This is a genomic window from Streptomyces sp. NPDC043746 (assembly GCF_056436485.1).
In genome coordinates this window covers 32,136-50,756 of the sequence record NZ_JBWKCM010000028.1, presented here as the reverse complement: position 1 = coordinate 50,756, position 18,621 = coordinate 32,136, and the positions used below count along the sequence as shown (strand labels likewise).

The 18,621-nt window shown below is 70.6% G+C and carries 28 protein-coding genes; 4 read left to right on the top strand and 24 right to left on the bottom strand.

Translation table 11 applies throughout. The features are described from left to right. Positions 1 to 12: 12 nt before the first annotated feature. From AC0682_RS25600 to AC0682_RS25560, 9 genes are all read right to left on the bottom strand, one after another. Positions 13 to 447 carry a minor capsid protein gene (locus tag AC0682_RS25600; protein WP_478535345.1) on the bottom strand — a complete coding sequence of 145 codons (435 nt, stop codon included), beginning with the start codon at positions 445 to 447 and terminating at the stop codon, positions 13 to 15. Continuing rightward, a complete protein-coding gene (locus AC0682_RS25595; RefSeq protein WP_478535344.1) occupies positions 444 to 794 on the bottom strand; it encodes a hypothetical protein in 351 nt (116 codons plus the stop codon). The genes AC0682_RS25600 and AC0682_RS25595 overlap by 4 nt, the downstream gene beginning before the upstream one ends. Continuing rightward, positions 791 to 1,111, bottom strand: coding sequence for a hypothetical protein (locus AC0682_RS25590; protein WP_478535342.1), 321 nt, complete (start codon positions 1,109 to 1,111; stop codon positions 791 to 793). Before AC0682_RS25590 ends, AC0682_RS25595 begins: the two co-directional genes overlap by 4 nt. Beyond that, positions 1,105 to 1,503, bottom strand: coding sequence for a hypothetical protein (locus tag AC0682_RS25585; RefSeq protein WP_466557521.1), 399 nt, complete (start codon positions 1,501 to 1,503; stop codon positions 1,105 to 1,107). Before AC0682_RS25585 ends, AC0682_RS25590 begins: the two co-directional genes overlap by 7 nt. Positions 1,504 to 1,505: 2 nt before the next feature. After that, the gene (locus AC0682_RS25580) at positions 1,506 to 1,742 is read right to left on the bottom strand and encodes a hypothetical protein (RefSeq protein WP_478535340.1); all 237 of its coding nucleotides are present in this window, start codon (positions 1,740 to 1,742) and stop codon (positions 1,506 to 1,508) included. A gap of 5 nt (positions 1,743 to 1,747) precedes the next feature. Beyond that, positions 1,748 to 2,758: a major capsid protein gene (locus AC0682_RS25575; RefSeq protein ID WP_478535338.1), complete on the bottom strand. Its 1,011-nt coding sequence runs from the start codon at positions 2,756 to 2,758 to the stop codon at positions 1,748 to 1,750. Positions 2,759 to 2,784: 26 nt separating this feature from the next. Further along, positions 2,785 to 3,417 (bottom strand): hypothetical protein, encoded by a 633-nt coding sequence (locus AC0682_RS25570; protein ID WP_478535337.1) that lies wholly within the window; start codon positions 3,415 to 3,417, stop codon positions 2,785 to 2,787. A 69-nt stretch (positions 3,418 to 3,486) separates the two neighbouring features. Then, positions 3,487 to 3,651 (bottom strand): hypothetical protein, encoded by a 165-nt coding sequence (locus AC0682_RS25565; protein WP_478535336.1) that lies wholly within the window; start codon positions 3,649 to 3,651, stop codon positions 3,487 to 3,489. 58 nt (positions 3,652 to 3,709) lie between these two features. After that, positions 3,710 to 3,994 (bottom strand): Rmf/CrpP fold protein, encoded by a 285-nt coding sequence (locus tag AC0682_RS25560; RefSeq protein ID WP_478535381.1) that lies wholly within the window; start codon positions 3,992 to 3,994, stop codon positions 3,710 to 3,712. 70 nt (positions 3,995 to 4,064) lie between these two features. Here AC0682_RS25560 and AC0682_RS25555 point away from each other — a divergent pair, with 70 nt between their 5' ends. Further along, positions 4,065 to 4,280, top strand: a complete 216-nt coding sequence (locus tag AC0682_RS25555; protein ID WP_478535334.1) for a cold-shock protein — start codon at positions 4,065 to 4,067, stop codon at positions 4,278 to 4,280. Positions 4,281 to 4,304: 24 nt separating this feature from the next. Here the strand turns inward: AC0682_RS25555 and AC0682_RS25550 are convergent, their stop codons facing one another. Then, positions 4,305 to 6,587 carry a phage minor capsid protein gene (locus AC0682_RS25550; RefSeq protein ID WP_478535333.1) on the bottom strand — a complete coding sequence of 761 codons (2,283 nt, stop codon included), beginning with the start codon at positions 6,585 to 6,587 and terminating at the stop codon, positions 4,305 to 4,307. On the opposite strand from AC0682_RS25550, the gene AC0682_RS25545 reads away from it, so the two are divergent. Then, positions 6,580 to 6,876, top strand: a complete 297-nt coding sequence (locus AC0682_RS25545) for a cold-shock protein (protein WP_478535332.1) — start codon at positions 6,580 to 6,582, stop codon at positions 6,874 to 6,876. The two genes, AC0682_RS25550 and AC0682_RS25545, sit on opposite strands and share 8 nt — an antisense overlap. Here AC0682_RS25545 and AC0682_RS25540 read toward each other — a convergent pair. The 12 genes from AC0682_RS25540 to AC0682_RS25485 form a co-directional block, all read right to left on the bottom strand. After that, positions 6,873 to 8,348, bottom strand: a complete 1,476-nt coding sequence (locus AC0682_RS25540; RefSeq protein WP_478535331.1) for a phage portal protein — start codon at positions 8,346 to 8,348, stop codon at positions 6,873 to 6,875. The two genes, AC0682_RS25545 and AC0682_RS25540, sit on opposite strands and share 4 nt — an antisense overlap. Continuing rightward, complete coding sequence (locus AC0682_RS25535; RefSeq protein WP_478535329.1) at positions 8,272 to 8,769, bottom strand: HNH endonuclease signature motif containing protein; 498 nt, start codon at positions 8,767 to 8,769, stop codon at positions 8,272 to 8,274. Before AC0682_RS25535 ends, AC0682_RS25540 begins: the two co-directional genes overlap by 77 nt. 67 nt (positions 8,770 to 8,836) lie before the next feature. Beyond that, positions 8,837 to 10,069, bottom strand: coding sequence for a PBSX family phage terminase large subunit (locus tag AC0682_RS25530; RefSeq protein ID WP_478535327.1), 1,233 nt, complete (start codon positions 10,067 to 10,069; stop codon positions 8,837 to 8,839). Beyond that, positions 10,069 to 10,515 (bottom strand): helix-turn-helix domain-containing protein, encoded by a 447-nt coding sequence (locus AC0682_RS25525; protein ID WP_478535326.1) that lies wholly within the window; start codon positions 10,513 to 10,515, stop codon positions 10,069 to 10,071. The genes AC0682_RS25530 and AC0682_RS25525 overlap by 1 nt, the downstream gene beginning before the upstream one ends. Positions 10,516 to 10,629: 114 nt before the next feature. Continuing rightward, a complete protein-coding gene (locus AC0682_RS25520) occupies positions 10,630 to 11,445 on the bottom strand; it encodes a hypothetical protein (protein ID WP_478535325.1) in 816 nt (271 codons plus the stop codon). Further along, entirely contained in the window at positions 11,442 to 11,885 is a 444-nt protein-coding gene (locus AC0682_RS25515) for a hypothetical protein (protein WP_478535323.1), read from the bottom strand. The genes AC0682_RS25520 and AC0682_RS25515 overlap by 4 nt, the downstream gene beginning before the upstream one ends. A gap of 175 nt (positions 11,886 to 12,060) precedes the next feature. After that, entirely contained in the window at positions 12,061 to 12,324 is a 264-nt protein-coding gene (locus AC0682_RS25510; protein ID WP_478535322.1) for a hypothetical protein, read from the bottom strand. After that, positions 12,321 to 13,127, bottom strand: coding sequence for a zinc finger domain-containing protein (locus AC0682_RS25505; protein WP_478535320.1), 807 nt, complete (start codon positions 13,125 to 13,127; stop codon positions 12,321 to 12,323). Before AC0682_RS25505 ends, AC0682_RS25510 begins: the two co-directional genes overlap by 4 nt. Next, positions 13,124 to 13,933 carry a hypothetical protein gene (locus tag AC0682_RS25500; RefSeq protein ID WP_478535319.1) on the bottom strand — a complete coding sequence of 270 codons (810 nt, stop codon included), beginning with the start codon at positions 13,931 to 13,933 and terminating at the stop codon, positions 13,124 to 13,126. The genes AC0682_RS25505 and AC0682_RS25500 overlap by 4 nt, the downstream gene beginning before the upstream one ends. Before the next feature lie 183 nt (positions 13,934 to 14,116). Continuing rightward, the gene (locus tag AC0682_RS25495; protein ID WP_478535318.1) at positions 14,117 to 15,016 is read right to left on the bottom strand and encodes a recombinase RecT; all 900 of its coding nucleotides are present in this window, start codon (positions 15,014 to 15,016) and stop codon (positions 14,117 to 14,119) included. Continuing rightward, positions 15,013 to 16,062 (bottom strand): YqaJ viral recombinase family nuclease, encoded by a 1,050-nt coding sequence (locus AC0682_RS25490; protein ID WP_478535317.1) that lies wholly within the window; start codon positions 16,060 to 16,062, stop codon positions 15,013 to 15,015. Before AC0682_RS25490 ends, AC0682_RS25495 begins: the two co-directional genes overlap by 4 nt. Continuing rightward, on the bottom strand, positions 16,059 to 16,331 hold the full coding sequence (locus AC0682_RS25485) for a hypothetical protein (RefSeq protein ID WP_478535315.1): 273 nt from the start codon (positions 16,329 to 16,331) through the stop codon (positions 16,059 to 16,061). Before AC0682_RS25485 ends, AC0682_RS25490 begins: the two co-directional genes overlap by 4 nt. Before the next feature lie 207 nt (positions 16,332 to 16,538). Between AC0682_RS25485 and AC0682_RS25480 the strand changes: the two genes are divergently transcribed. Both AC0682_RS25480 and AC0682_RS25475 read left to right on the top strand, forming a co-directional pair. Next, positions 16,539 to 16,985 (top strand): hypothetical protein, encoded by a 447-nt coding sequence (locus AC0682_RS25480; RefSeq protein WP_478535314.1) that lies wholly within the window; start codon positions 16,539 to 16,541, stop codon positions 16,983 to 16,985. A gap of 100 nt (positions 16,986 to 17,085) precedes the next feature. After that, positions 17,086 to 17,307 (top strand): hypothetical protein, encoded by a 222-nt coding sequence (locus AC0682_RS25475; protein WP_478535312.1) that lies wholly within the window; start codon positions 17,086 to 17,088, stop codon positions 17,305 to 17,307. Between the two features lie 95 nt (positions 17,308 to 17,402). Here AC0682_RS25475 and AC0682_RS25470 read toward each other — a convergent pair whose 3' ends face one another. Both AC0682_RS25470 and AC0682_RS25465 read right to left on the bottom strand, forming a co-directional pair. Continuing rightward, on the bottom strand, positions 17,403 to 17,708 hold the full coding sequence (locus AC0682_RS25470) for a COG4315 family predicted lipoprotein (protein ID WP_478535311.1): 306 nt from the start codon (positions 17,706 to 17,708) through the stop codon (positions 17,403 to 17,405). Between the two features lie 446 nt (positions 17,709 to 18,154). Beyond that, positions 18,155 to 18,367, bottom strand: coding sequence for a hypothetical protein (locus tag AC0682_RS25465; RefSeq protein ID WP_478535310.1), 213 nt, complete (start codon positions 18,365 to 18,367; stop codon positions 18,155 to 18,157). Positions 18,368 to 18,621: the final 254 nt, after the last annotated feature.

Sequence of the window (18,621 nt, the reverse complement as noted above, 5' to 3'; positions counted from 1 at the left end):
GTAGGCGCCTCCTTACTCAAGGTGCGGGGCCGCGACGCGGTGCGCGCGGACGTAGAAATTGCTGGTCCGCTCCCAGCGGCCGGCCGAGTCGGCGCCGATCGGGGCGGCCGAGACGCGAAAGACGAGCTGCACCAGCGCGGCCCCGAATCGGTAGGGGCCAGAGCCGTGCAACGCCTCGTGCACTGCGTCGTCGAGGGCGTCGACCTCGCGCGGATCACTGCTCGCGCGGGTGCGCACCTGTATGCCGGTCGTCGTGTCCGTGAGCACCGGAGAGTCGGTTACCGGATACGCCGACAGGCAGATACAGCGGTCGGGAGAGGGGGGAAGGGCGGAAACGGTGATCGCGGTCTCGCCCGCGGCGTACACGCCGTCGGGCCTGTAGATGCCGAGGCCCTGCTCGGCCAGAACGCGGGCAAGTCCGTCGACCAGGGCGACGGTGTAGGTCATCCGCGCAGCGCCCGCCGGATCTGCGCGGCGATCAGCGCCTGCACCTCGGACGCGGTCTCGGGGAGCACGCTTTCGAGGTACTTGGCGCTGCGGCCCGGGGAGTGCCGGGCGTTCAGGTCCTCATGAACGCGCGTCGCGTACGGGGTGTCGTAGGAAACTGCGGCGGTCAGGGTCTGCTCGTCAACGGACGTGCTGCCCGAGCGTTCGAGGGTGCCCTCGTTGATCGGCACCCGCTGACGGCTCGCTGCGAGCACGTGCTCGGCGCCGAGCAGAGCACCGCGGGCAGCAGCCTGCCGCAGCTCTGCGGAGACGCGCGCCCCGTTCCAGCGCACACGGGCACGGCTCATTCACACATCACCTCGCAGCAGGCAGGGACCGGAAGGCCCGGGGCGGTGTGGTGCGCGACAGAGATTGCGGTCGTGATGCGCCCGGTCGGCAGGGTGAGGCGGGAGCCGGCGGGACAGTCGAGCCCCGGCTCGGCGATGACCTGCGCGGTAGACGTAACTTCGCGCCCGTCGGCCGCGCGCACCAGGCGCACGGACTCGGCGACGAGCGCGGGAACGTCGGCGACCGCCGGCCCGTACTGCGGCCCGTATGCCGAATCGCCGAGGTACGGCTCGACGGCGATCCGGTGCCGCAGCAGGAAGAGAGGCAGGCTCACCACGCGATCACCCGCCCCGGGGTGAGTCCTGCGCGGCGCAGGGCGCGGTCGGCGCGCGGGGCGAGCTCGACACCGGTCGTGGCCGCGGGCGCGCTCTTGCGCCCGGACAGGCTTACCGGGCCGATCGAGACGGAGTCCCACACGCCGCCGGCGCCGGTCCCGTCGTCGCCGGTCGCGATCCAGTGCTCGACCTGCGCGCAGACGGCATCGGCGAGCGCAGCAGCAATCGGCGGGTCGGTGGGGTCGCCGTCCTCGTCGACGCGATAGACGGCAGTCAGCAGCGCACTGTCGATGTCCTCGCCCGCGCGGGCGAGCAGCCGCTCGGCGTCGGGCGGGGACGGCTTGCCGAGCCATACGGCGAGCTGCTCGGGGGTGGCGTAGGGCTGCCGCGCCACGATCACCCCCTCTTACTGCGGGCAGCAGAACGGCCCGCCGGCTTGGTGCTCGGCGGGCCGTTCTCGGTGTCCTGTTCCGCCGGCGGGTCGTCGTCGACGGGTTCGAGGGTGTAGCCGTGGCGGCGCAGGTACAGCAGCAGCCCCTCGCCCGGGTCGGTGGCCGTGGCGCGGCCGTCGGCGAACGTGATGTCGGCGAGCTGCTCGTCGCCGTCGTGCGGGGCGGTGATCTCGTAGCGCACGGGCGTCACTGGACCTTGATGTTCCGCAGGACCGCGGCGCTCTTGGTGGCCTTGAGCGCGACCGCTACCGGCCCGAGCTCGACCTCGCCCGTCTTGACGGCGCCCGCGGTCGTGAAGTCCGGCAGCCACTGCCGCACGAGGGGAGCACCGACCGTGGAAACGGCGTGGAAGCCATCGAGACCGAGGCGCAAGGCGTACAGGTCAGACAGGCCCGATATCGCGGTACCGGAACCGGCGCCGTCGACGTCGCGGGACTCGATCGGGATAACCGGCGTGGTCGAGCCGGCCTTGTCGCCGAGGTCGACGAACGGAATCCCGTTGTACGTCTCGACCTTCTGCCCGAACGCGTCCGCGGTCCGCTCGTAGTAGCCGGCCCGTCGGGCGAGGCTGCGCACACGGGCAATGGCCTTCTTGTTCCCGAAGATCGCCGACGGTGTGCCGTCGAGCAGTGCGAGGAACTCGTCGAGGACGTCAAGGGCATCGTTGGCCTTGCCCGCGTCCGAGCCGAGGGTCGCGCCGGTCCAGTCGAGCGAGGCGCCGGCGCCCATCTCGGTAGTGGAGCCAACGAGAGCCTTGTCGAGACCGTCGAAACCGGCCTCGGCCCCCGGGGTCGTGATGCGCTTGCCGTTGATGACCTGATCGGAGAAGAACGCGTTCGACGACTTGATCGTCTGCGTCATCTGGAAGGCGGTCTCGTTGGTCGCCGCGGCGCCGAGGTTGGACAGCACGCGGTCGACCTCGAACGCGCCGCCGAGCGGCGACAGGTCGACGCTGTAGCGCTGCCGCTTGGCCTGTGCCTTGGGGTACTCGGTGTTCAGCGGCCGGAACTGCGCGGGCCGCTCCGTGATGAGACGGGTGTATCCGTAGGTGAGTGTCGCGCCGCCCCCGGCAGGGCTCACGACGTCGTCAAAGGTCAGGTTGTCCAGAAGCCAACTCGACTTGCGGAACTCGTCGATCACCTGAGTGTCGAGGTCATCCTGCGTGTTCAGCCGTGCGTCGGCGAGGGTGATTGCCATAGGCGGGTGCTCCAGTCAGAAGGGGGTCAGGCGCCGAACCGAGCGGCGATGGCGTCGCGCAGGGAAGCGGGGCGGCGCTCGCCCGTCGGGGCGCCGTTGAACTCGGCGCCGCCGCGCGGCGGTCCGGTCGGCACGGCGCGGTACAGGTCGGGGTCGCCCTCAACCGCGGTATTGATCGCCGCGCCGAGAGTGGCGGCGAACGTCTCCTCGGCCGGGTCGAGTTCGGAGATCTCCGAGAGGAAAGAGCGGCTGTTCAGCAGCCGGTCGGCGCGGGCCCCCTGCTCGCCCGCGGCGCGGTAGGCGGCGAGCTCGACGCGCGCCGTACGCAGCTCGGCGGACAGGTCGCCGAGCTGCTTGTCGCGGTCGGCAACCGCGGCGGCGAGCTTGGCCGGGTCCTGCTCGGCCTCGCCGCCGTTGGGGTTGAGCGCCTTGGTCACGGCGTCGAGGGCGGAGCGCAGTTCGTCGCGCTCGGCCGCGGCATGCTCGGCTCGGGTGGTCGCCTCGGCGAGCTGCTGCTCGGCGCCCGGGGCCGGGGTCGGCGGAGCATCCGGGGCGGGGTTCGGCGGGGTGGCCGGGTCGCCGGCGGGCGGTGTGACGGGGCCGGGGCCGACGGTGGTCTCGGACATGACGGGATAGCCCTCCGGGGCTCGTGCGGGCATGAAAAAAGGACCCACCTTTTCGGGTGGGTCCTTGTGTGGGCTAAGCGTTCAGCTCAGCTCACCATCTGCTCAGCTCTCAGGCTGAGCGGCTTGGTCTGTCTTGCTCTCTTCGGCATCCGACGGGCGCTTGTAGGCGCCAGCCTCCTGGGCCGAAGGCGCCGTTTTCCCGACGTCCTGCTTGATCTTGTACGTGCCCAGCTTGGGGCCGAGCTTCGGCGGCTGGTCTTCGGCCATGAGTAATCCTCCGTGACGTTCAGTAGCGGAACGTTGGGATCTTGGCAGGGTTGAGGGGTCAGTCCACCCCTGTTAGGCCATCGCGGGCGGCTCTGCTTGCTGTCATGGCGTAGCCGCGCACCCATGCGGCGCGCAGCAGCGGCTCGTCGCCGCGGTGCGGGCAGTCCGTCGCCGGTCGTCCGGTCAGGGCTGCGCGCGCTCCGGCCTGCCGCGCGCGCACCGCGTCCTCACGGAACCCCACGGGCACCCCCTTGTGGTCAGGGCCGCCCCAGCGGCGGGATGAGCGCCTCTGGGGGCGCAGCTTGAGGTGATCAATCCCCGAGGGGCTGTCACCCGATTGCATCCTGACCAAACGCGCATAGGCGTAGGATGATCAACCCGCTGTAATCAACTAACTACAAGGAGGATGGGCCATGGCTAAGCGCGAGTCGGGTGTGGTGGAGACTTTCGATGATGAGAAGGGGTACGGCTTCATCAAGCCGGATTCAGGCGCCGAGAACGTGTTCGTTCACGCCCGCTCGGCCAAGGGCAACGAGGCCAACCTTCTGAAGCCGGGGATGAAAGTCTACTTTGTGGGCGTTCCCGGCCCGAAGGGCGTGCAGGCGGATGAGGTCGAAACCTACGTGTGAGAGAACACGGTCGCGGCGGGGACCTTAGAACTTGCGCCGTTGATCTTCGCGCGCGTTCCGGGCGGTTTCGCCGGCTCCGGTGCGGACGCCGGTCACCTGCTCGGTGAACTCGGCGAGAGTGATCCTCGGGCTCACCTCCTCCCAAAACCTGATCAGGTCCTCGGACGCTCGTGCGTAGGCAACGTGCGAGGGGCCGCTGAACAGCGAGGAGGGGTCGACGCCGGCGGCGCGTGCCTTGCGGTTGAGCATGAACCCGTTCGTGTAGTCCTCGGCGGCGAGCTCTTGCAAGTAGATGTGCTCTCGGTACATCTCGCGTATCTCGTCGCGGCTGTACGCCGCCCGCTGGGCACGCGCTTCGAGTTCGCGCTCGTACGCCCACCGCTCGGTGGCGGACATGTGCTCGGTGCCGTCGGGGCCGCGCTCGACGTCCGCCCCGTAGGCGCCCCACTCGTCGGGGTCCGCCGGGGGAGGGTCGTCGAGGCGGATCGGGTGCATCGCGTCGTCGAGGGCGTCCCGGGCGGCGAGGGTGTCGGCGACCGTCGCCCCCACCACCGGCGGGGGCGGGGCGGGCGGGTGTCGGCGGTCGATCTCGGCGGCGATCCGGGCGGCGTCCTCGGGCCTCGCGTACCGGATGCCCCACACGAGCAGCTCGTTGTCGAGCCCCGACAGGTCGGCGGCGAGCCGCCCGCCGGGGAACAGTTCGGCGAGGGCCTGGCGGCGGTGCACCTCGGCGCCGATCGCCGGACTGTCCTCGGGGACGTGGCGGGCGCGGGCGACGAGGTCGCGCTCGGACAGGCCGACGAGGTCGCGGCGGATACCGGGCATGGCGGCGTCGATGTCGCGCCGGTCCATCTCCGCCATGACGCGCAGCATGTCGTCGTCGCCCAGGTGCAGGGAGACGCGGGCAAGCTCGTCGTCGCTGAACTCGGCAAGGTTTCCGGCGAGCCGGCCGTTCGGCCGGATGCGGTCGAGCAGGGCCTGCTCGTCGCGGCGGTCGCCCTCGGCGCCGATGCGGTCGAGGTCGCGCCGGTCGAGGACCCCGGGCCGGATGGCGGCGCCGAGCTGCTCGTCGCTCATCTCGGGCAGGGTGCGATCGTCGCCCGAGCGGACGCGCGCCGCCTCGAACGGATCGCTCCCCGGGCCGTCCGGTGCTCCGGGCCGTCCGGCAGTGCCGCGGTCCGGGGGAAGGTTTCCGGCGCCGAGCTGCTCGCGCTCGCGTCGGCGGATGAGCTCGGGGTGCGCGGCGAGGTGCTCGCGCTGCCGCTTCTGCCACTGCCGCACCCGGGCCTCGGCCGCGCGCCGCCCCTCGGGCGAGGTCGAGGCGGCGGAACGGTTCTTCCACTTCCTGATGTTGCGCTCGATCGCCCGCTGCCGCTGTGATGCCTCGTACCCGTCGGGGTCCTCGGAGTGCTCGGCAGGGGCGCGGGTGACGCCGGGCAGATACGCGCTCGTCGAGTGCCTGCAATTGGGGTGCTGCAAGCCACGCTGCCGCGCCTCGTCGAGACTGCCGGCGATGTCCACGCGCACGGTGCGGCCGTCGGCGGTCGCGTGCTCGACCTCGATCGTGCGGGCGCCGTCGGGACCGTCGAGGGAGAGCACGCGCCCCTCGAACGGATCGCAAAGGGGGCAGTTGTGCGGGGCGTTGGAGACGATCACGAGCCCGATACCGGCGGCGCGCAGCCGGTCGCCGTGCGCCTCGACCGCGGCCCTGCCAACGGCGGTGCGCATGGCCATCTCGGCGTAACTCGTCATCTTCCATGCGCGTCCGCTCTTGTCGACGAACGTGCGCAGTCCGCGGTCGCTAAACCGCTCCATCGCCCGCTGTGTGGCTTGGCGGCGGGTGTCGATGCCGAGCAGGGGCGTACCGGATACCTCCGAGATCACCTGCCGGTATCCGTCCTCGACACCGCGCAGGATGCCGCGGTGTGTCTGGGTGACGAGGTCGACGGTTTCCTGCGCGAGCCGGTCGACCGCCCGAGTGTTCGGCGTCGACTCGGCGATGCGGCGTGCGGCGCCGTCGTCGAGAGCGCCGAGCTCGTCGAGCCCTGCTCGGGCGCCGACGTTGTACGCCTCGGCGACCGCATCCCAGACTTCAAGCTGTGTCGCAGTCGCGAGCGCGTCGACAACGGACTGCGCGGCGCGGCGCATGGGCTGCACCGCGGCGAGCTTGGCCGTTGCCCAACCGGGCGCCTCGTACCCGTCGGCGAGCTGCCTCGCCACGACGCCGAGCAGCCGCTGCTCGGCATCGGCGTAGAGGTCGCGGACGGCGGCCGAGAGGTCCTCAACCATGCCGGGGTGGATGGGCATCGCACCCCCTCAGAAACTCACCCATTCGAGTGCGTTTCTTGATCGTCTGAGAGGGGGACGTATCAACGACATGACGATGATGCGCGGACGAGTGAAGTACTTCGACGCCCACAAGGGGTTCGGATCCATCCTGCCCGAGGGCAGCGAAAAAGCCGTCTTTGTTCACCTTTCCGCCGTTACCGCGGCGGGCCTCAACTCCCTCAACGACGGCCAGGAGGTTGAATTCGAGATCGAAGACAACCCCAGGAACGGTCAGTCGTCCGCTATCAACCTGCGAGTTGGGAACTAGGCGAGGGCACCGGCCTGCATCGGGTCGGGCACTGCCTGCCCGGTCTCGGCGAGGATGCGGTCGACCTCGGCGCGCACGGCCGTCTCGTCCCACTCCGGGTGCAGGATGCGCACGCGGGTCTCGGCGCTCACGGACTGCGCCTGATGGAGCAGGGAAAGGGTCTGCGCAAGGCTGGATGCGTCCTCGCTCACAGAGTCCCCGAACGCGATCCGGGGCCGCCCGGCGACGAGGGTCGGAGTGAACAGGCGCCGGTCGAGCAGCAGCACGACGTACAGCATCTCGGCGACCTCGGGCGCCCAGTATCGCGACTTCTTCCCCCGGGTGATCATGCTCTTTCGCTCACGGGCCTTGACCTCGGTCGCGGTGACGGCGGCGCCCTGGTCGCCGAGGCCGAACGTCGCCGCGGAGTATCCCGCGCTCATCACGGCTTGCCGGGTGATCGAGTCCGCAGACTGCGAGTGTTCGGCGACCCTGATCGCGAACTGCGACAGGGTGATGCCTCCGCCCTCGGTGGGCGGGATGTTCAGAAGCTGCCAGATTTCCCGGTCGTCGTCGAAGCTCGCGCCACGGCCCGGACCGTGATCGCGCAGGTAGCCGTCAGGCACGAGCAGGCGCGCGCGGGCGAGCCTGATGTCGCGAATCCAGCTCGACCACGTTGTATCCAACGCGTCGAACAGGTCGTACAGCGGGGCGCCGTAGTCCGAGCGTCCGAACGGGCTGCCGCGGTGGCGCCTGCTCGGCCGGATGTTGGGTACGTACGCCGCCGTCAGCCGGTCGATTCCGGTCTCGATCGAGTCGCCCTCGGGGCCGAGGGAGGCGGCGAGCCCCGCGACCTCGGGGTGCTCAGTGAGCGGCACGCGCTCGCCGAGCCGATCCGGTCCGCCCTGATACAGGGCGTGTTCGATGCGGCCCGGGGAGTGCCGTTCGAGGTGGCGCCATACGGTGCCGGTGTCCGAGCTGAGCTCGTGCCAGAACGTCACTGCTGCCAGATGCCCCCAGCGCCATTCCGGCACGGCGGCGTCGGCGTGCACGACGGTGAGCAGCGGCCGGTCGATGAGTTCGCGGTCCCAGGTAACCCGCAGGTACACGCCGCCGAGGGCCGAGGCGACCTCGGCAGCCTCGACAAGGGTGTTCGCGATGCCGTCGGCCTCGGCGATCTCGTCGAGGCGATCCTGCGTGCGGGTCTCGGCGACGGTGAACGTCGGGGGTTCGGAAAAGAGCAGGTCTGCGGACGCGGTCGCGATGTCGCCGGCGAGCGGGATGTGCAGCCGCGTTTCCCTCTTGCCCGGCTGCACGTTGCGGTCGCGCGCCCACAGGCGGCGGCGTCCGTCGCGGCGCTGCTCGTTGTTGCGGTAGACGGCGGCGAGCTTGTCGTGATCGCCGCTGTACCACGCATCATCGACGCGCAACTCGCGGTAGTGCGTGGCGAGTTGAGTCGGCGGCCACGGGGCGCCGTTGGTAGGCAGGGGCACGCGTCACCCCCTGTCGGTCGTGTCCAGTGCGTTTGCGTTCGGCTCGGCAGGCGCGGCAGTTGCGGGCGCCGCGGGGCGAGACGTAGGTGTTCGCAGCGTTGAAGGGGTGCCCGCGCAGGCAATGTGTCTGCCGGGCATGGCGGGCGGCCGGTCCCTCGCCGCGCAGGATGTTGGTCCGGTGCGAGACGGGTTCGAGGTGCTCGGGACGCACGCACCGCCGATTGCGGCACAGATGGTCAATCACGAGCCCCGGAGGTATCGGGCCGCGCATCGCCTCGTACGCGACGCGGTGCGCGTGCAGCGGGCGCCGGTTGATCCGTACCTGCCCGTAGCCGTTGGGCTTGACGTGCCCTGTCCACTCCCAGCAACCGGACTCGCTCTCGCGGATCTTGTCGAGGAACCGGTCGGTCCAATCACGCATGGTGCGCCCCCCTTGGGCATGGCAGAGCCCCGGGGCCCCGGCGGGGCGCGGCCGGGGCTGTAGATGGTTACGCGGTGGTGGTGAGCAGTCCGCGCCACTCGTGCGCCGTCGAATGGATCACGTAGCGCAGCGCGTCGACCGAGTGATCGGCCGTCTTTACGGGCTTGTCCTCGCCGCGGGCGGCGGCGGACTCGTCCCACACGTACGCGGGCAGCTCGCCGAGCAGCCCCTCGCACGACCGGTGGATGCGTAGCAGCCCCGAGTCGAGGGCGACCGACACCGACCGGATTCCGTCAAGGACCGCGTTGTTCGCGCGGGTCACGCCCGGGTGCCCGTCGGTCCACAACTGCACCAGGAAGGAAGCGGCCGAGGGATCAATGAGCGTCCACTCGGGCACGACGTCGAGCCGGCCGAGCCATTCGCGGACGGCGAGGCTGTATGCGGCGTCGGTCATCTGCCGGTGTGCGGCGCGCGCATCGTGGCGCCACTCGCTCACCGCGTACAGGTGGTCGTCGTTCCCGAGCCCGAGCAGGATCGCCGAGAAGGGATTCGACGTGCCGTAGTCGATGCCGACCCAATAGCGGCGCATCGCGGGCAGCTCGTCGACGACGTGCCGCTGCTCGTCGTACGCGTCGTAGATCGCGCCCTCGGCGACAACCCACTCGCCCAGGATCATGCGCCGTCGCCACAGACCGGTGAACTCGGCGGCCAACGACGCGACGTACGCCTCGGAAAGGCTCGGGTTGTCGGCGAGCTGAAAGTGAAAGTCGACGAGGTCGAGCTCGTGCGCGCGGTCGAGGTACTCGGTTCGCAGCCAGTGTTTCGGCGAGTCGGGGTTCGTGGTGCCGATCAACTGCGCGCCCGGAACGGAGAGGCGGGCGAGCAACTGCCGAAAGAACGGCTCGGGCAGCAGGGTGACCTCGTCGCAGTAGGCGAGCGAGGCGGTCATGCCGCGCAGCCGGCCCTCGGCGCGCGCATCCGAGGCGCCGACGAGGTGCACCACGCGCCCGAGGATCACTGCGGTTGTGGCGCCGCGGGTGTGATGGACCTCGGCGGCGACGTCTCCGAACAGCAGCGGGTCGGCGAGCACGTCGAGGCAGTTCCGCTCGATCGTCTGCAAGCTGCGCCCGACGATCACGACGAGGCCCGAGGCGGGCGCGCGGCGCAGGGCGAGCAGAAAGCGGACAAGGCTCGCGATCGTCTTTCCCGACCGCACGCTGCCGTGCCATATGCAGATACGGGCCGAGGCGCGGCGGATCGAGTCGAGCTGCTTGTCGGAGAGCGGAAGGGGGGCGGTCATCAACCCCCCTCTTGCGTGCCCCCGTTCGACCCGAGTAGGGCGTCGGCGAGGCGGTCGAGCATCGAGGCGCCGCTGCCCCCGGTGCCGGTGTGGCGGGCGAGCTCGGCGACTCGGGCGTGAACCTCGGTCAAGGCACGGGCTGCGGTGGCATGGTCGCGGGCATCGCGCGCCGACTCGGCCCCGGCGGTCTTGACGACTTGCCCGAGGGCGCCGTCGAGGGACTCGTCGGCGAGCTGCTCGCGTCGTGCGGCAGAGTCTGCGCGGTGCGCCTCGGTGGCTGCTGCGACGCGGGCGCCGCCGGCGAACGTCAGGCCAAGCTCGCCCGCGATCTTTGAGACGGTGGCAGCGCCTCGGCCGAGTTCGCGAGCGATGGCGTTGCGGGACTTCCCGGCGGCGTGCAGGGTGCGCACGGCCTCGCGGTCGCGGTCAGTGATCGGCTCGGCCACGCGCTCACCTCCCGACGGGGACATGCGAACGCCCCGCCGCAGGGGGGGAGCGGCGGGGCGTACGAGTGAGGGGCCAGAGTTTCCGGGCACGCCGGAGGCAGGGCCAACATTAGGTCACGAACTGATAACGACGCAACCCCTGTTTTCGTGGTCCTCGGCAAGGGCGGCGACCAGGGCGAGCAGGTCGCCCCACTCCCACACGCGCCGCCCCTGCTCGTCGAGGGGAACGGGCGCGGTGCACTCCGGCCCGGTCGAGCAGGTCACCCTCGGCGCCGCCTCCGGGCCGGTGTGCAGTTCCAGCTCGCCGACGCACCAGGGGCACGCCCGGTCGGGTACCGGGGTGCTGCGCACGTCGAGGCCGAGAGTCCGCAGCAGCCTGCCCTCGGCGATCCGCGCGGTACGCCGTGCCTCGTGCAGCAGGTGCAGGGGGAGCGGAGCGAACGGGGGAGCGGCAGGGGCGCCGCCGAGGTGCTGCTCGGCCGCGGTGTCCTCGTCGAGCACGCGCCCCTCGACCCACACGCAAGCGAAGTGCAGACCGTGCGCCCTGCTGCCGTGCGCTCGGCGGATGTCGACGGCGTCCGGGTCGGCGTACTCCCAACGCCGAGGGTCACGGGGCACGCCGGGCCGCGCCGCGTGCTGGACGGTGGCGGCGAGAGTGTCGGCGAGCGAGAACACGAGCCGCTCGACGGCGAGGCCGGTGTCGAGCGCTGCAAGGTTCAGGGGTGCAGGGTGCTCGCGCAGCACGAGCGGGGCGCGGTCGACGACGTCGAGCTGCTGCTCGTCGTCGACGGCGCGCATCGTGTGCGAGAGCTGCCGCGGGGGCCACACGTCGGCGGGCGGCGTCTCGATCGCGAGCAGCAGCTCGCCCCACTGCTCTCGGATCGTGCGCAGGGCCGCGACAGTCTCGTGCACGGCTCGGGTGTAGTTCATCGGCTCTCGTCCTCGTCGGTGTCCTGCTCGGCCTCGTCGTCGCCGGCGCACGCGCGCCGGATGTCCTCGACGAGCTGCTGCTCGCCGCTCCCCGTACGGGCGGCGAGAGTGCCGACGAGCTGCTCGACGCGGGCGAGCCGGGCGGCGTACTGGTCGCGTTCCGCCTCGGTCTCGACGAGGCATGAGTCGGCGGCGGCGAGGGTGCGGTGCAGTCGCATTGCGGCGACCTGCTGCCCTCCCGCGCTGCGCCGGAAGGTCTCGCACTCAGCGATCTCGGTCTCGACGTAGGAACGCAGGGCCGCGGAGTCCTCGGGGGTGAGCACGCCGCGGTCGACGCGGGCGAGCAGCACGAGCAGGCCGTCGCGGCGGGCGGTGCGCTCGGCGTCGCGCAGGTCGCGCCGGCCGCGGCGGGAGTCAGTACGGGTGCGGGTGTGGTTCATCGGTCCCCCTCGTTCAAGGCTGTGCAGGTGATGCAGTCGGGCGGGCAGGCGCCGCGGGTGTCGGCAGGATGGCGTCGCAGGGGCCCCGGATCGCGTCGGCAAGCGATCCGGCCGAGCGGGATTCCGGAGAGGACGACGAGCACGACAACGAGGGCGGCGACGAGTTGGGCAGTAGTCACGCCTGGTCCGATTCTTCGTGCGCAAGACGACGAACGCCGAATACGCGCAGGGCTTTGCGGAGACCGAGCAGGCGTCGAGCGCGCGGCTCCCGCGCGCGAGGCGCGACCGGTCGCGCGTGCCTGGTGCTGTTGATCTCCCATCCGTCCGCAGTGAGGCGGTCAGACAGGGTCTGTGCGACGAGCGCGGCGAGGTGAGGGTGCACGTCGAGCTCGTCGGTCAGGTGAGCGGCGATCGAGGCGCGCGCAGCGTTCGGGGTCATCGGTGGGCACCTCCGGAGGTGTGGCGGGCGCGGCTTTCTCGCGGGGCGGGCGGGGTGGACATGAGGCGGGCGAGGCGCTGCTGCTCGTCCTCGTCCTGCTCGGCGGCACGGGCCGCGGTGTCGATGCGGCAGGGGTGCGGCGTTGCCCGGTGACCTCGGCCCTTTCGGTTGCGCCGGTAGCCGGTGCGGCACGGCTCGTCGACTGCGGCGCCACACCAACCGCACTTGTGGGCGTAGGCGTCGGCATGTCCGGCGGCGACGGCGGCCTCGCGTGCGGCGCGGGTCGGACGGAACTCGGCGAGCTGCTCGGCGACCTCGGCAGGCATGTACCGGCGCGGCCCGTGGCCAATTCCACCCATGAGAGCGGCGAGACGTTTCTGCCCCGCGACGTTGATCTCGGCCCGGTACTGCGCGGGCGGGGTGTGCCCGTGGGCGACCGCGGCTCGGGTGCCGAGGAGTTCCTCGCGCCATGCCTCGGGGTCGTCGGGGTCGGCGTCCGGCACGGGGTCGGTGTGGCGGTTCATGAGCTCGCCGCGGTGGGGTGCCCATGCGGCGAGCACGTCGTGCGGCTCGACGGCGCGGAACTGTGCGGACCGGTCGCCGCCCCGCTGTTCGTAGTAGCGGCGTACGGCTTGCGAGGCATCCCAACCGGTATCGGGCAGGGTGGCGGGGACCTCGGCGAGGGCGGCCGTCCAATCGGCGATGGTGCGGGCGGACTGCTGCGGGTCGGCGAGTGCACGGCGTACGCGGGAGTCGAGGCGTCCGGCGTAGGCGAGTAGGGCGGCGATGTGTTCAGCGATCACGGGGTGCCCTCCTTCTGGGCTTTCAGCAGGGCGAGCCCGGCGGCAAGGTTGTCGGTGTAGGCGGCGGACGGCGGCGAGCGCAGCGGCACGACGTTGGGGCCGGGCCGAGCGGACGGCGCACGGTCGAGGTCGCCCCACACGCGCAGCCAGTAGCGAGCCGGTTTCGGCTCGGCGCCCGGTTGGGTGCGGCGGGCGGCGAGCTCGACGAGGGCCTCGACGCCGTGCTGCTGGACGAGGCGCCATACGTCGCGCTGCTCGCCGAGGCCGAGCGTCCAGCGGACGGCGACGCCGGCGGCGGCGAGTGCGTCGCCGAGCGGATGCAGTTCGGGAATCAGCGGGGAGCGAGCGGGGGCGGTTGCGCGCGGCTGCTGTGCTTCCTGTTCTCTCTTGTTGCTTACGTTCTGGGGGCCGGTTTCCGATCCCCCCGGGGCCGCTTTCCGACCCTCCCCCGGACCGGATTCCGGCCCCCGGGGGGCCGATTTCCGACCCGGGCCGGAATCTGACCCGGGCCGGAATCCGGCCCCCTCTGTACGGGTGTGGCCGAGGGCGAGCGGCAGACGGTAAACGGTCTCGCCGGCCGGACCGGTGACCCCTGCAACGATCAACAACTCGCCCGAGTCGAGCAGCGCGTCGACGGCGCCCCGGACCGTCGAGCGCGCGGCCCGGGTGCGCTGCATGAGCATCGCGGTACCGGCGTAGGCAGTGCAGTCAGCACCCGCCTTGTCAGCCACGGCGAGCAGCACCACGAGGGCGGTACCTCGGGCGGCGGACTGGTTCCATACCCAATCCGTGGCGTCGAGGCTCAACGGTCCTTCTCCTTACTGGCGTTGGCGACCCGGGCGCCTCGGGCCGTCCGGCGAGAGCAGCGGGGGTATGGGCCGGGCAGCGATGCCCGGTGAGGTAGTGGCGGACGCCGTCGGCGGCGCGGCAGTGTCGGCGGGCGGCGCCGTCCCAGTGACCGCAGAGCAACGGGGCAGCAGGCCCGTGGTTCACTGCGCGGCGTTGGCTGCGGCCGGCTCGGTGGCCTCGGGCCATCCGGCGAACTCCGCCGGTACGTCCTCGACCGTGCCCCCGGCGGTCGGCTGCTGCTCGACGACCTCGCCCTCGATGAACTCGGGCGGCGCGTCGAATCCCTCGGGCGACATGTCGCGGCGCACACCCTCGTCGTGCGCGACCGCGCGGGCGAGCTCGCTCGACTTGGGCAGCAGCTTGAAGAGTTGGCGGATGGCGGTCTTCTTGGCCATGGCGTCGTAGTCCGTCGCCCATGGCCCGAAGTCCTTCGCCTTGCTGCGCTGCCGGATCGCCTCGACGTCCTCGACGCTGAGCACGACGAACGCCGAGCCGCCGTTCGCCATGGTCGCAACGGCGTAGTAGTCCGTCGGGCGCCCGCGGTTCGACCGGGCCGGCTTGTGCTTGAGAACAGGGGTCAGGCCGTACTCGAACTCGAAGTCGTCGCTCTCGTGCACCGTGTGAGCGGCGAGGCCCGCGGCGGCCGGGTGCTGCCAGAACAGGCGGATCATGCCCTGATAGCCGATGACGAGCTGCACCTCGTAGGCGCGTGCCTTCTTTGACCAGAAGGGGAGCAGGTACGCCTCGCCGAGGGCGCCGCCCGGTTCGAGGCCGAGCTGCGCGCAGGTCATCAGCGCGCCGCCGAACGACTCTTGAGTGCACTCGGCGAGGTGCTCGACCCTGCGCAGCTCGGTAAGGGCAATGCGGGCGATGCGCTCGGGGTTGGCAACGTGCGCGGGCAGGGCGCGGGCGATCTCGCCGCGCATCGACTGCACGAACTGCACGAGGTTGGGCTGCGGCGCGGCGGCGCCGCGGTGGGCGGACTGGCGGGCGGGGGCGTTGCGGCGGTTGGCGACGCGCTCGGCAAGGTTGGTGCTCACGCTGCGGTGTTCTCCTTCGGGACGACGAGGCGTCGGGCGCGGTGTGCCCGGAACTCGTCGGGGCGCTCGGCGGCGAGGCGCGCGGTATCGAGCGCGTCGACGCGGTGCGTGTACTGCTGCGCGAGGTTCGGGTGCGCGGCGGCGAAACGTTTCGTCGAGAGCGGGCCGTTCTGCTTCCACGTGAACGCGGTACGGCCCTGCGTCTTGACGATCTCGGCCTCGCCGGCGAGGGACTTCAACCGGTTGTCGACCTCGCGCAGCTCGGCCTCGGTCCGTGCCTCGCGTGCCTTGAGCTCGCGGCGCCGGTCGAGCAGCGGCAGAACCTCGGACGGGTCGGCGACGGTCACGGCGCCCGCCCGCACCTTGTAGAAGTGGCCGAGCAGGGACTCGGTTGCCTCGGACCCGTCGACCGGCGGCGGGACACGGTCGAGCACGTTCTGCCAGAAGCGGCCGACGATCTCGACGAGGTGCTCGACGAGGGACTCGTCGCGCTCGACGCGGTGAATCAGCAGCCGGTTACCGCCGAGCAGCGCGGCGACGTGTGCGTGCTGGTAGCCAGTGACGGCGAGGTACCAATGCGTCTGCAAGGCCGGCCCGTCCGGGACGCCGAGCAGCCACTCGTCTAGTTGGTAGGCCGAGCGCGTCTTGATCTCCAAGAGGCTGGACGGCTGCGCCTGCTCGTCGAGCACGTACCGGTCGACGTTGGCGAGCATCCAACGCCGCTCGACGTGCGCGAGCATCCCGGGGCCCTCGACGACGCCGAGGCCGGTCCGCTCGGCGAACACTCTCGCGATCGTCGGCTCGTGCTGGTGCCCCCAGAACGCCGCCTCGACGAGCTCGGGGGAGCGCGGCACGTCGCCGAGCTCGCCGACCTTGTCGAGGTACAGCTCAAGCGGCGAGGCGTACTTGCTCATCCCGAGTACGGCGGCGATGTCCGACCCCCCGACCCCTGCACGACGGGCGTCGAGCCACTGCTCGCGGTCCAGATCGGAGGGCGCGGCGATGACTCCGGTCGGCGTCACAAGTGCGGGCGGGGTGCTGATCACTTCTGCTCCCCGACGTACCGGGCGTACACCCGGTGTTCGACGGTTCCGCGCTCGACGACCGTCCGGGCGACTGCCTCGAAGGCCCCGGCGGGAAGGTACGCAGCGAGCCGACCACGGCGGATCGCCTGAGCGGCCGACGAGGCGCGGGCGATGGTGCCCGACTTCTGGACGACGCCCCACGACCCGGGGTGCGCCTGTAGCTCGCTCGCGATCAAGGAGTGCTTTGTGTTCTTACTGCGCGGCGGTGGGCCGATGAAGTCGACTGCCACGTGATCCCCCTTGCCTGTTGCAGAAATCGAACGGATACGGGCACAGGGCGCCCCGACTAGGCGTTATGCCTGTTTCTGTTCTCGAACAACGACAACGGTAGGGAACCGAGATCAGCACGTCAACGCCGTTGTCTGGGGTGCATCTAGGGGTGATGGCTGCTTAGATGAGGCTGTTCGCGTTCTGCGACAAGAACGGAGATGAGATTCGTGTCGGAGAGCGACACCATCACTGAGGGCGCCGAGCCCGCCCCCTTCGCCGACATCGTCCGTGAGGCGTTGTCGGTCAAGGGCGAGACGCTGCGAAGACTTGCCGAACGCTGCGTCGACCCCCAGACGGGCAGGGCCGTCGGACACAGCACCCTTTGGAAGATTGCCGATGGGCAGAGCTACAAGCGCGAGCGATGGCTCGTGCGGGCAGTTGCGGCGGGGGTCGGTCGCGATCTTGCCGCAGTGCAGGCGGCTGCGGCGGAAGAGTGGACCGGCTTGGTCGTCGGTGACCCGCTCAAGGCGAGCGCCGCGGGGACGACCGTTGTCGTCGCGTACGCGTCAGGAACGACGCCGGAAGAGCTACCGATCCTCCGGGAGAAGCTCAAAGAACTTGGACTCGGGAACGCGCAGGTCGTAAGCGGAACCGACGGTAACGCGGAGTCGTAAGCGCGTGACCTGCGGTGTCGGTGGGAGTAGTGTGGATCGGACTTTGCCTCGGACATATGTTCGAGTGCAGAGGTCCGGCCATGCCACGAGGGGGGGCATCTTGTACCGCGTCACCCGAACCCGACTCGACGACAAAGCAACAGCGGCCGGCGTCGCCAACGGCGACGACCGGCACGTCATCCTCGATGACCGCTCGATCACGAACACGGGCGCGATAGCGCTCGAACTCGTCTTGAACGCCCTTGCCCCCCACGGTGGCGATCAAGGCGACGAGCGGCGACGAGGGCAGCCAAAGCCCGAGCCGGGCAAGCGGCAAGAGTGAACACAGGAAGGGCCGTGCGGATCGCTCCGCGCGGCCCTTCTGCGTACCGTCCACCTTGACCGATCCGGAGGGTTACGCCGCCCCGGCGGGACTGTCTACGGCCTTGCGACGTGCCAGACGTCCTTCAGACCGTCGCTGAACTTGTCGCCGGCCTTCTTGTCCTTGATGAAGGTGTACAGCGGCTTGCCGTCGTAGGCCCACTGCCTCGTGCCATCGTCCCGGCTGATGTGCGTCCACAAACCCCCTGCGCTGTCGTCACCGGACTGCACCAGGAGGGGCGGCCAAGTCTTGGCGGCCTCGCCGTTACACATGCTCTTGCCGTTCGCGTCCTCGTCGAACGTGTAGAGGGTCATCCCCTCGCGGTCGACCCACATGCCGTCCTTCTCCCGAGCCTGGTGCACTGCTTACTCCTTGTCGTCTGGGGCGGATCGAATGTGGGGCCGACGTCCTTAACCGGTCCGGGTCCGCATCGGCCGGGGCGGTGCGGCGGCCCCGGTGATCCACACATCAGGCTCGCAGCAGCGATCGGCCCACGGTGGCCCCCGGGGACTCGATCCCTCGAACGAGTGGCAGGCCCTGATGTGTGGCCAATGTGTGGCCGGATCGCCCCGGACCGGTCGACAGCCACTGTCAGGGGCTGGTCGGCATCTCCTCTCTGACCTGCACGGATCGTCATGCAGTGTCAGGACCTAAACCCCTGAGTCACCTTCGATCTTGAGCTCGTAATGCGTAGGTCTCGGGTTCGAATCCCGAAGGCGGCTCACTGAAGGCCCAGGACAGAACGCATCTGACCTGGGCCTTTGCGCTGTGCGGTTCTCATCCGCGTGGGCAGGGCGAGGCCGGCGCCTCAGTCTGTTGCTGTGATCGTGTTCATGACGTCCTCGGCGTGGTAGTACGCGCGTCCCGATGCGCGGTACCGCCGCCAGGAGTGCTTGCTGGCCAGCCAGTAGACAGTTCCCTTCGGGAGGTGCCAGATGGCGGCGATGTCGGACACGCTCAGACCCGTCACCGCGTCCCCGCGAGGGTCCGCCGCAATTGCGCCCACTGCTGTGGCTGCCATGTGTGCTTCTCGTTCCTGTCGCAGCTGATATCGGAAAGCACCCGTGTCCGGGCGAGCAGGCTGCCACCGCAGCCCTGGTACGTGCAGTTACCGATCACCCGTCGGCGCGGGCGAGGGGGGCCGATGAGGGAGGCCAATCGTGTGCTCAGCTCGGCGATCTCCCCGGTGAAGTCCTCTGAGGCCGGGTGCTTCGCCAGCCATTCGGCGTGTGCGGCAAGGAACGCGGCCATGGCCGCGACCGTGCGCTCAGGAGC

Coding starts and splice junctions, on each gene's coding strand:
- AC0682_RS25600 (WP_478535345.1), bottom strand. CDS start 447: ATGACCTACACCGTCGCCCTGGTCGACGGACTTGCCCGCGTTCTGGCC.
- AC0682_RS25595 (WP_478535344.1), bottom strand. CDS start 794: ATGAGCCGTGCCCGTGTGCGCTGGAACGGGGCGCGCGTCTCCGCAGAG.
- AC0682_RS25575 (WP_478535338.1), bottom strand. CDS start 2,758: ATGGCAATCACCCTCGCCGACGCACGGCTGAACACGCAGGATGACCTC.
- AC0682_RS25570 (WP_478535337.1), bottom strand. CDS start 3,417: ATGCCCGCACGAGCCCCGGAGGGCTATCCCGTCATGTCCGAGACCACC.
- AC0682_RS25565 (WP_478535336.1), bottom strand. CDS start 3,651: ATGGCCGAAGACCAGCCGCCGAAGCTCGGCCCCAAGCTGGGCACGTAC.
- AC0682_RS25560 (WP_478535381.1), bottom strand. CDS start 3,994: ATGCAATCGGGTGACAGCCCCTCGGGGATTGATCACCTCAAGCTGCGC.
- AC0682_RS25555 (WP_478535334.1), top strand. CDS start 4,065: ATGGCTAAGCGCGAGTCGGGTGTGGTGGAGACTTTCGATGATGAGAAG.
- AC0682_RS25545 (WP_478535332.1), top strand. CDS start 6,580: ATGGGCATCGCACCCCCTCAGAAACTCACCCATTCGAGTGCGTTTCTT.
- AC0682_RS25550 (WP_478535333.1), bottom strand. CDS start 6,587: ATGCCCATCCACCCCGGCATGGTTGAGGACCTCTCGGCCGCCGTCCGC.
- AC0682_RS25535 (WP_478535329.1), bottom strand. CDS start 8,769: ATGCGTGATTGGACCGACCGGTTCCTCGACAAGATCCGCGAGAGCGAG.
- AC0682_RS25530 (WP_478535327.1), bottom strand. CDS start 10,069: ATGACCGCCCCCCTTCCGCTCTCCGACAAGCAGCTCGACTCGATCCGC.
- AC0682_RS25520 (WP_478535325.1), bottom strand. CDS start 11,445: ATGAACTACACCCGAGCCGTGCACGAGACTGTCGCGGCCCTGCGCACG.
- AC0682_RS25515 (WP_478535323.1), bottom strand. CDS start 11,885: ATGAACCACACCCGCACCCGTACTGACTCCCGCCGCGGCCGGCGCGAC.
- AC0682_RS25510 (WP_478535322.1), bottom strand. CDS start 12,324: ATGACCCCGAACGCTGCGCGCGCCTCGATCGCCGCTCACCTGACCGAC.
- AC0682_RS25465 (WP_478535310.1), bottom strand. CDS start 18,367: ATGGCAGCCACAGCAGTGGGCGCAATTGCGGCGGACCCTCGCGGGGAC.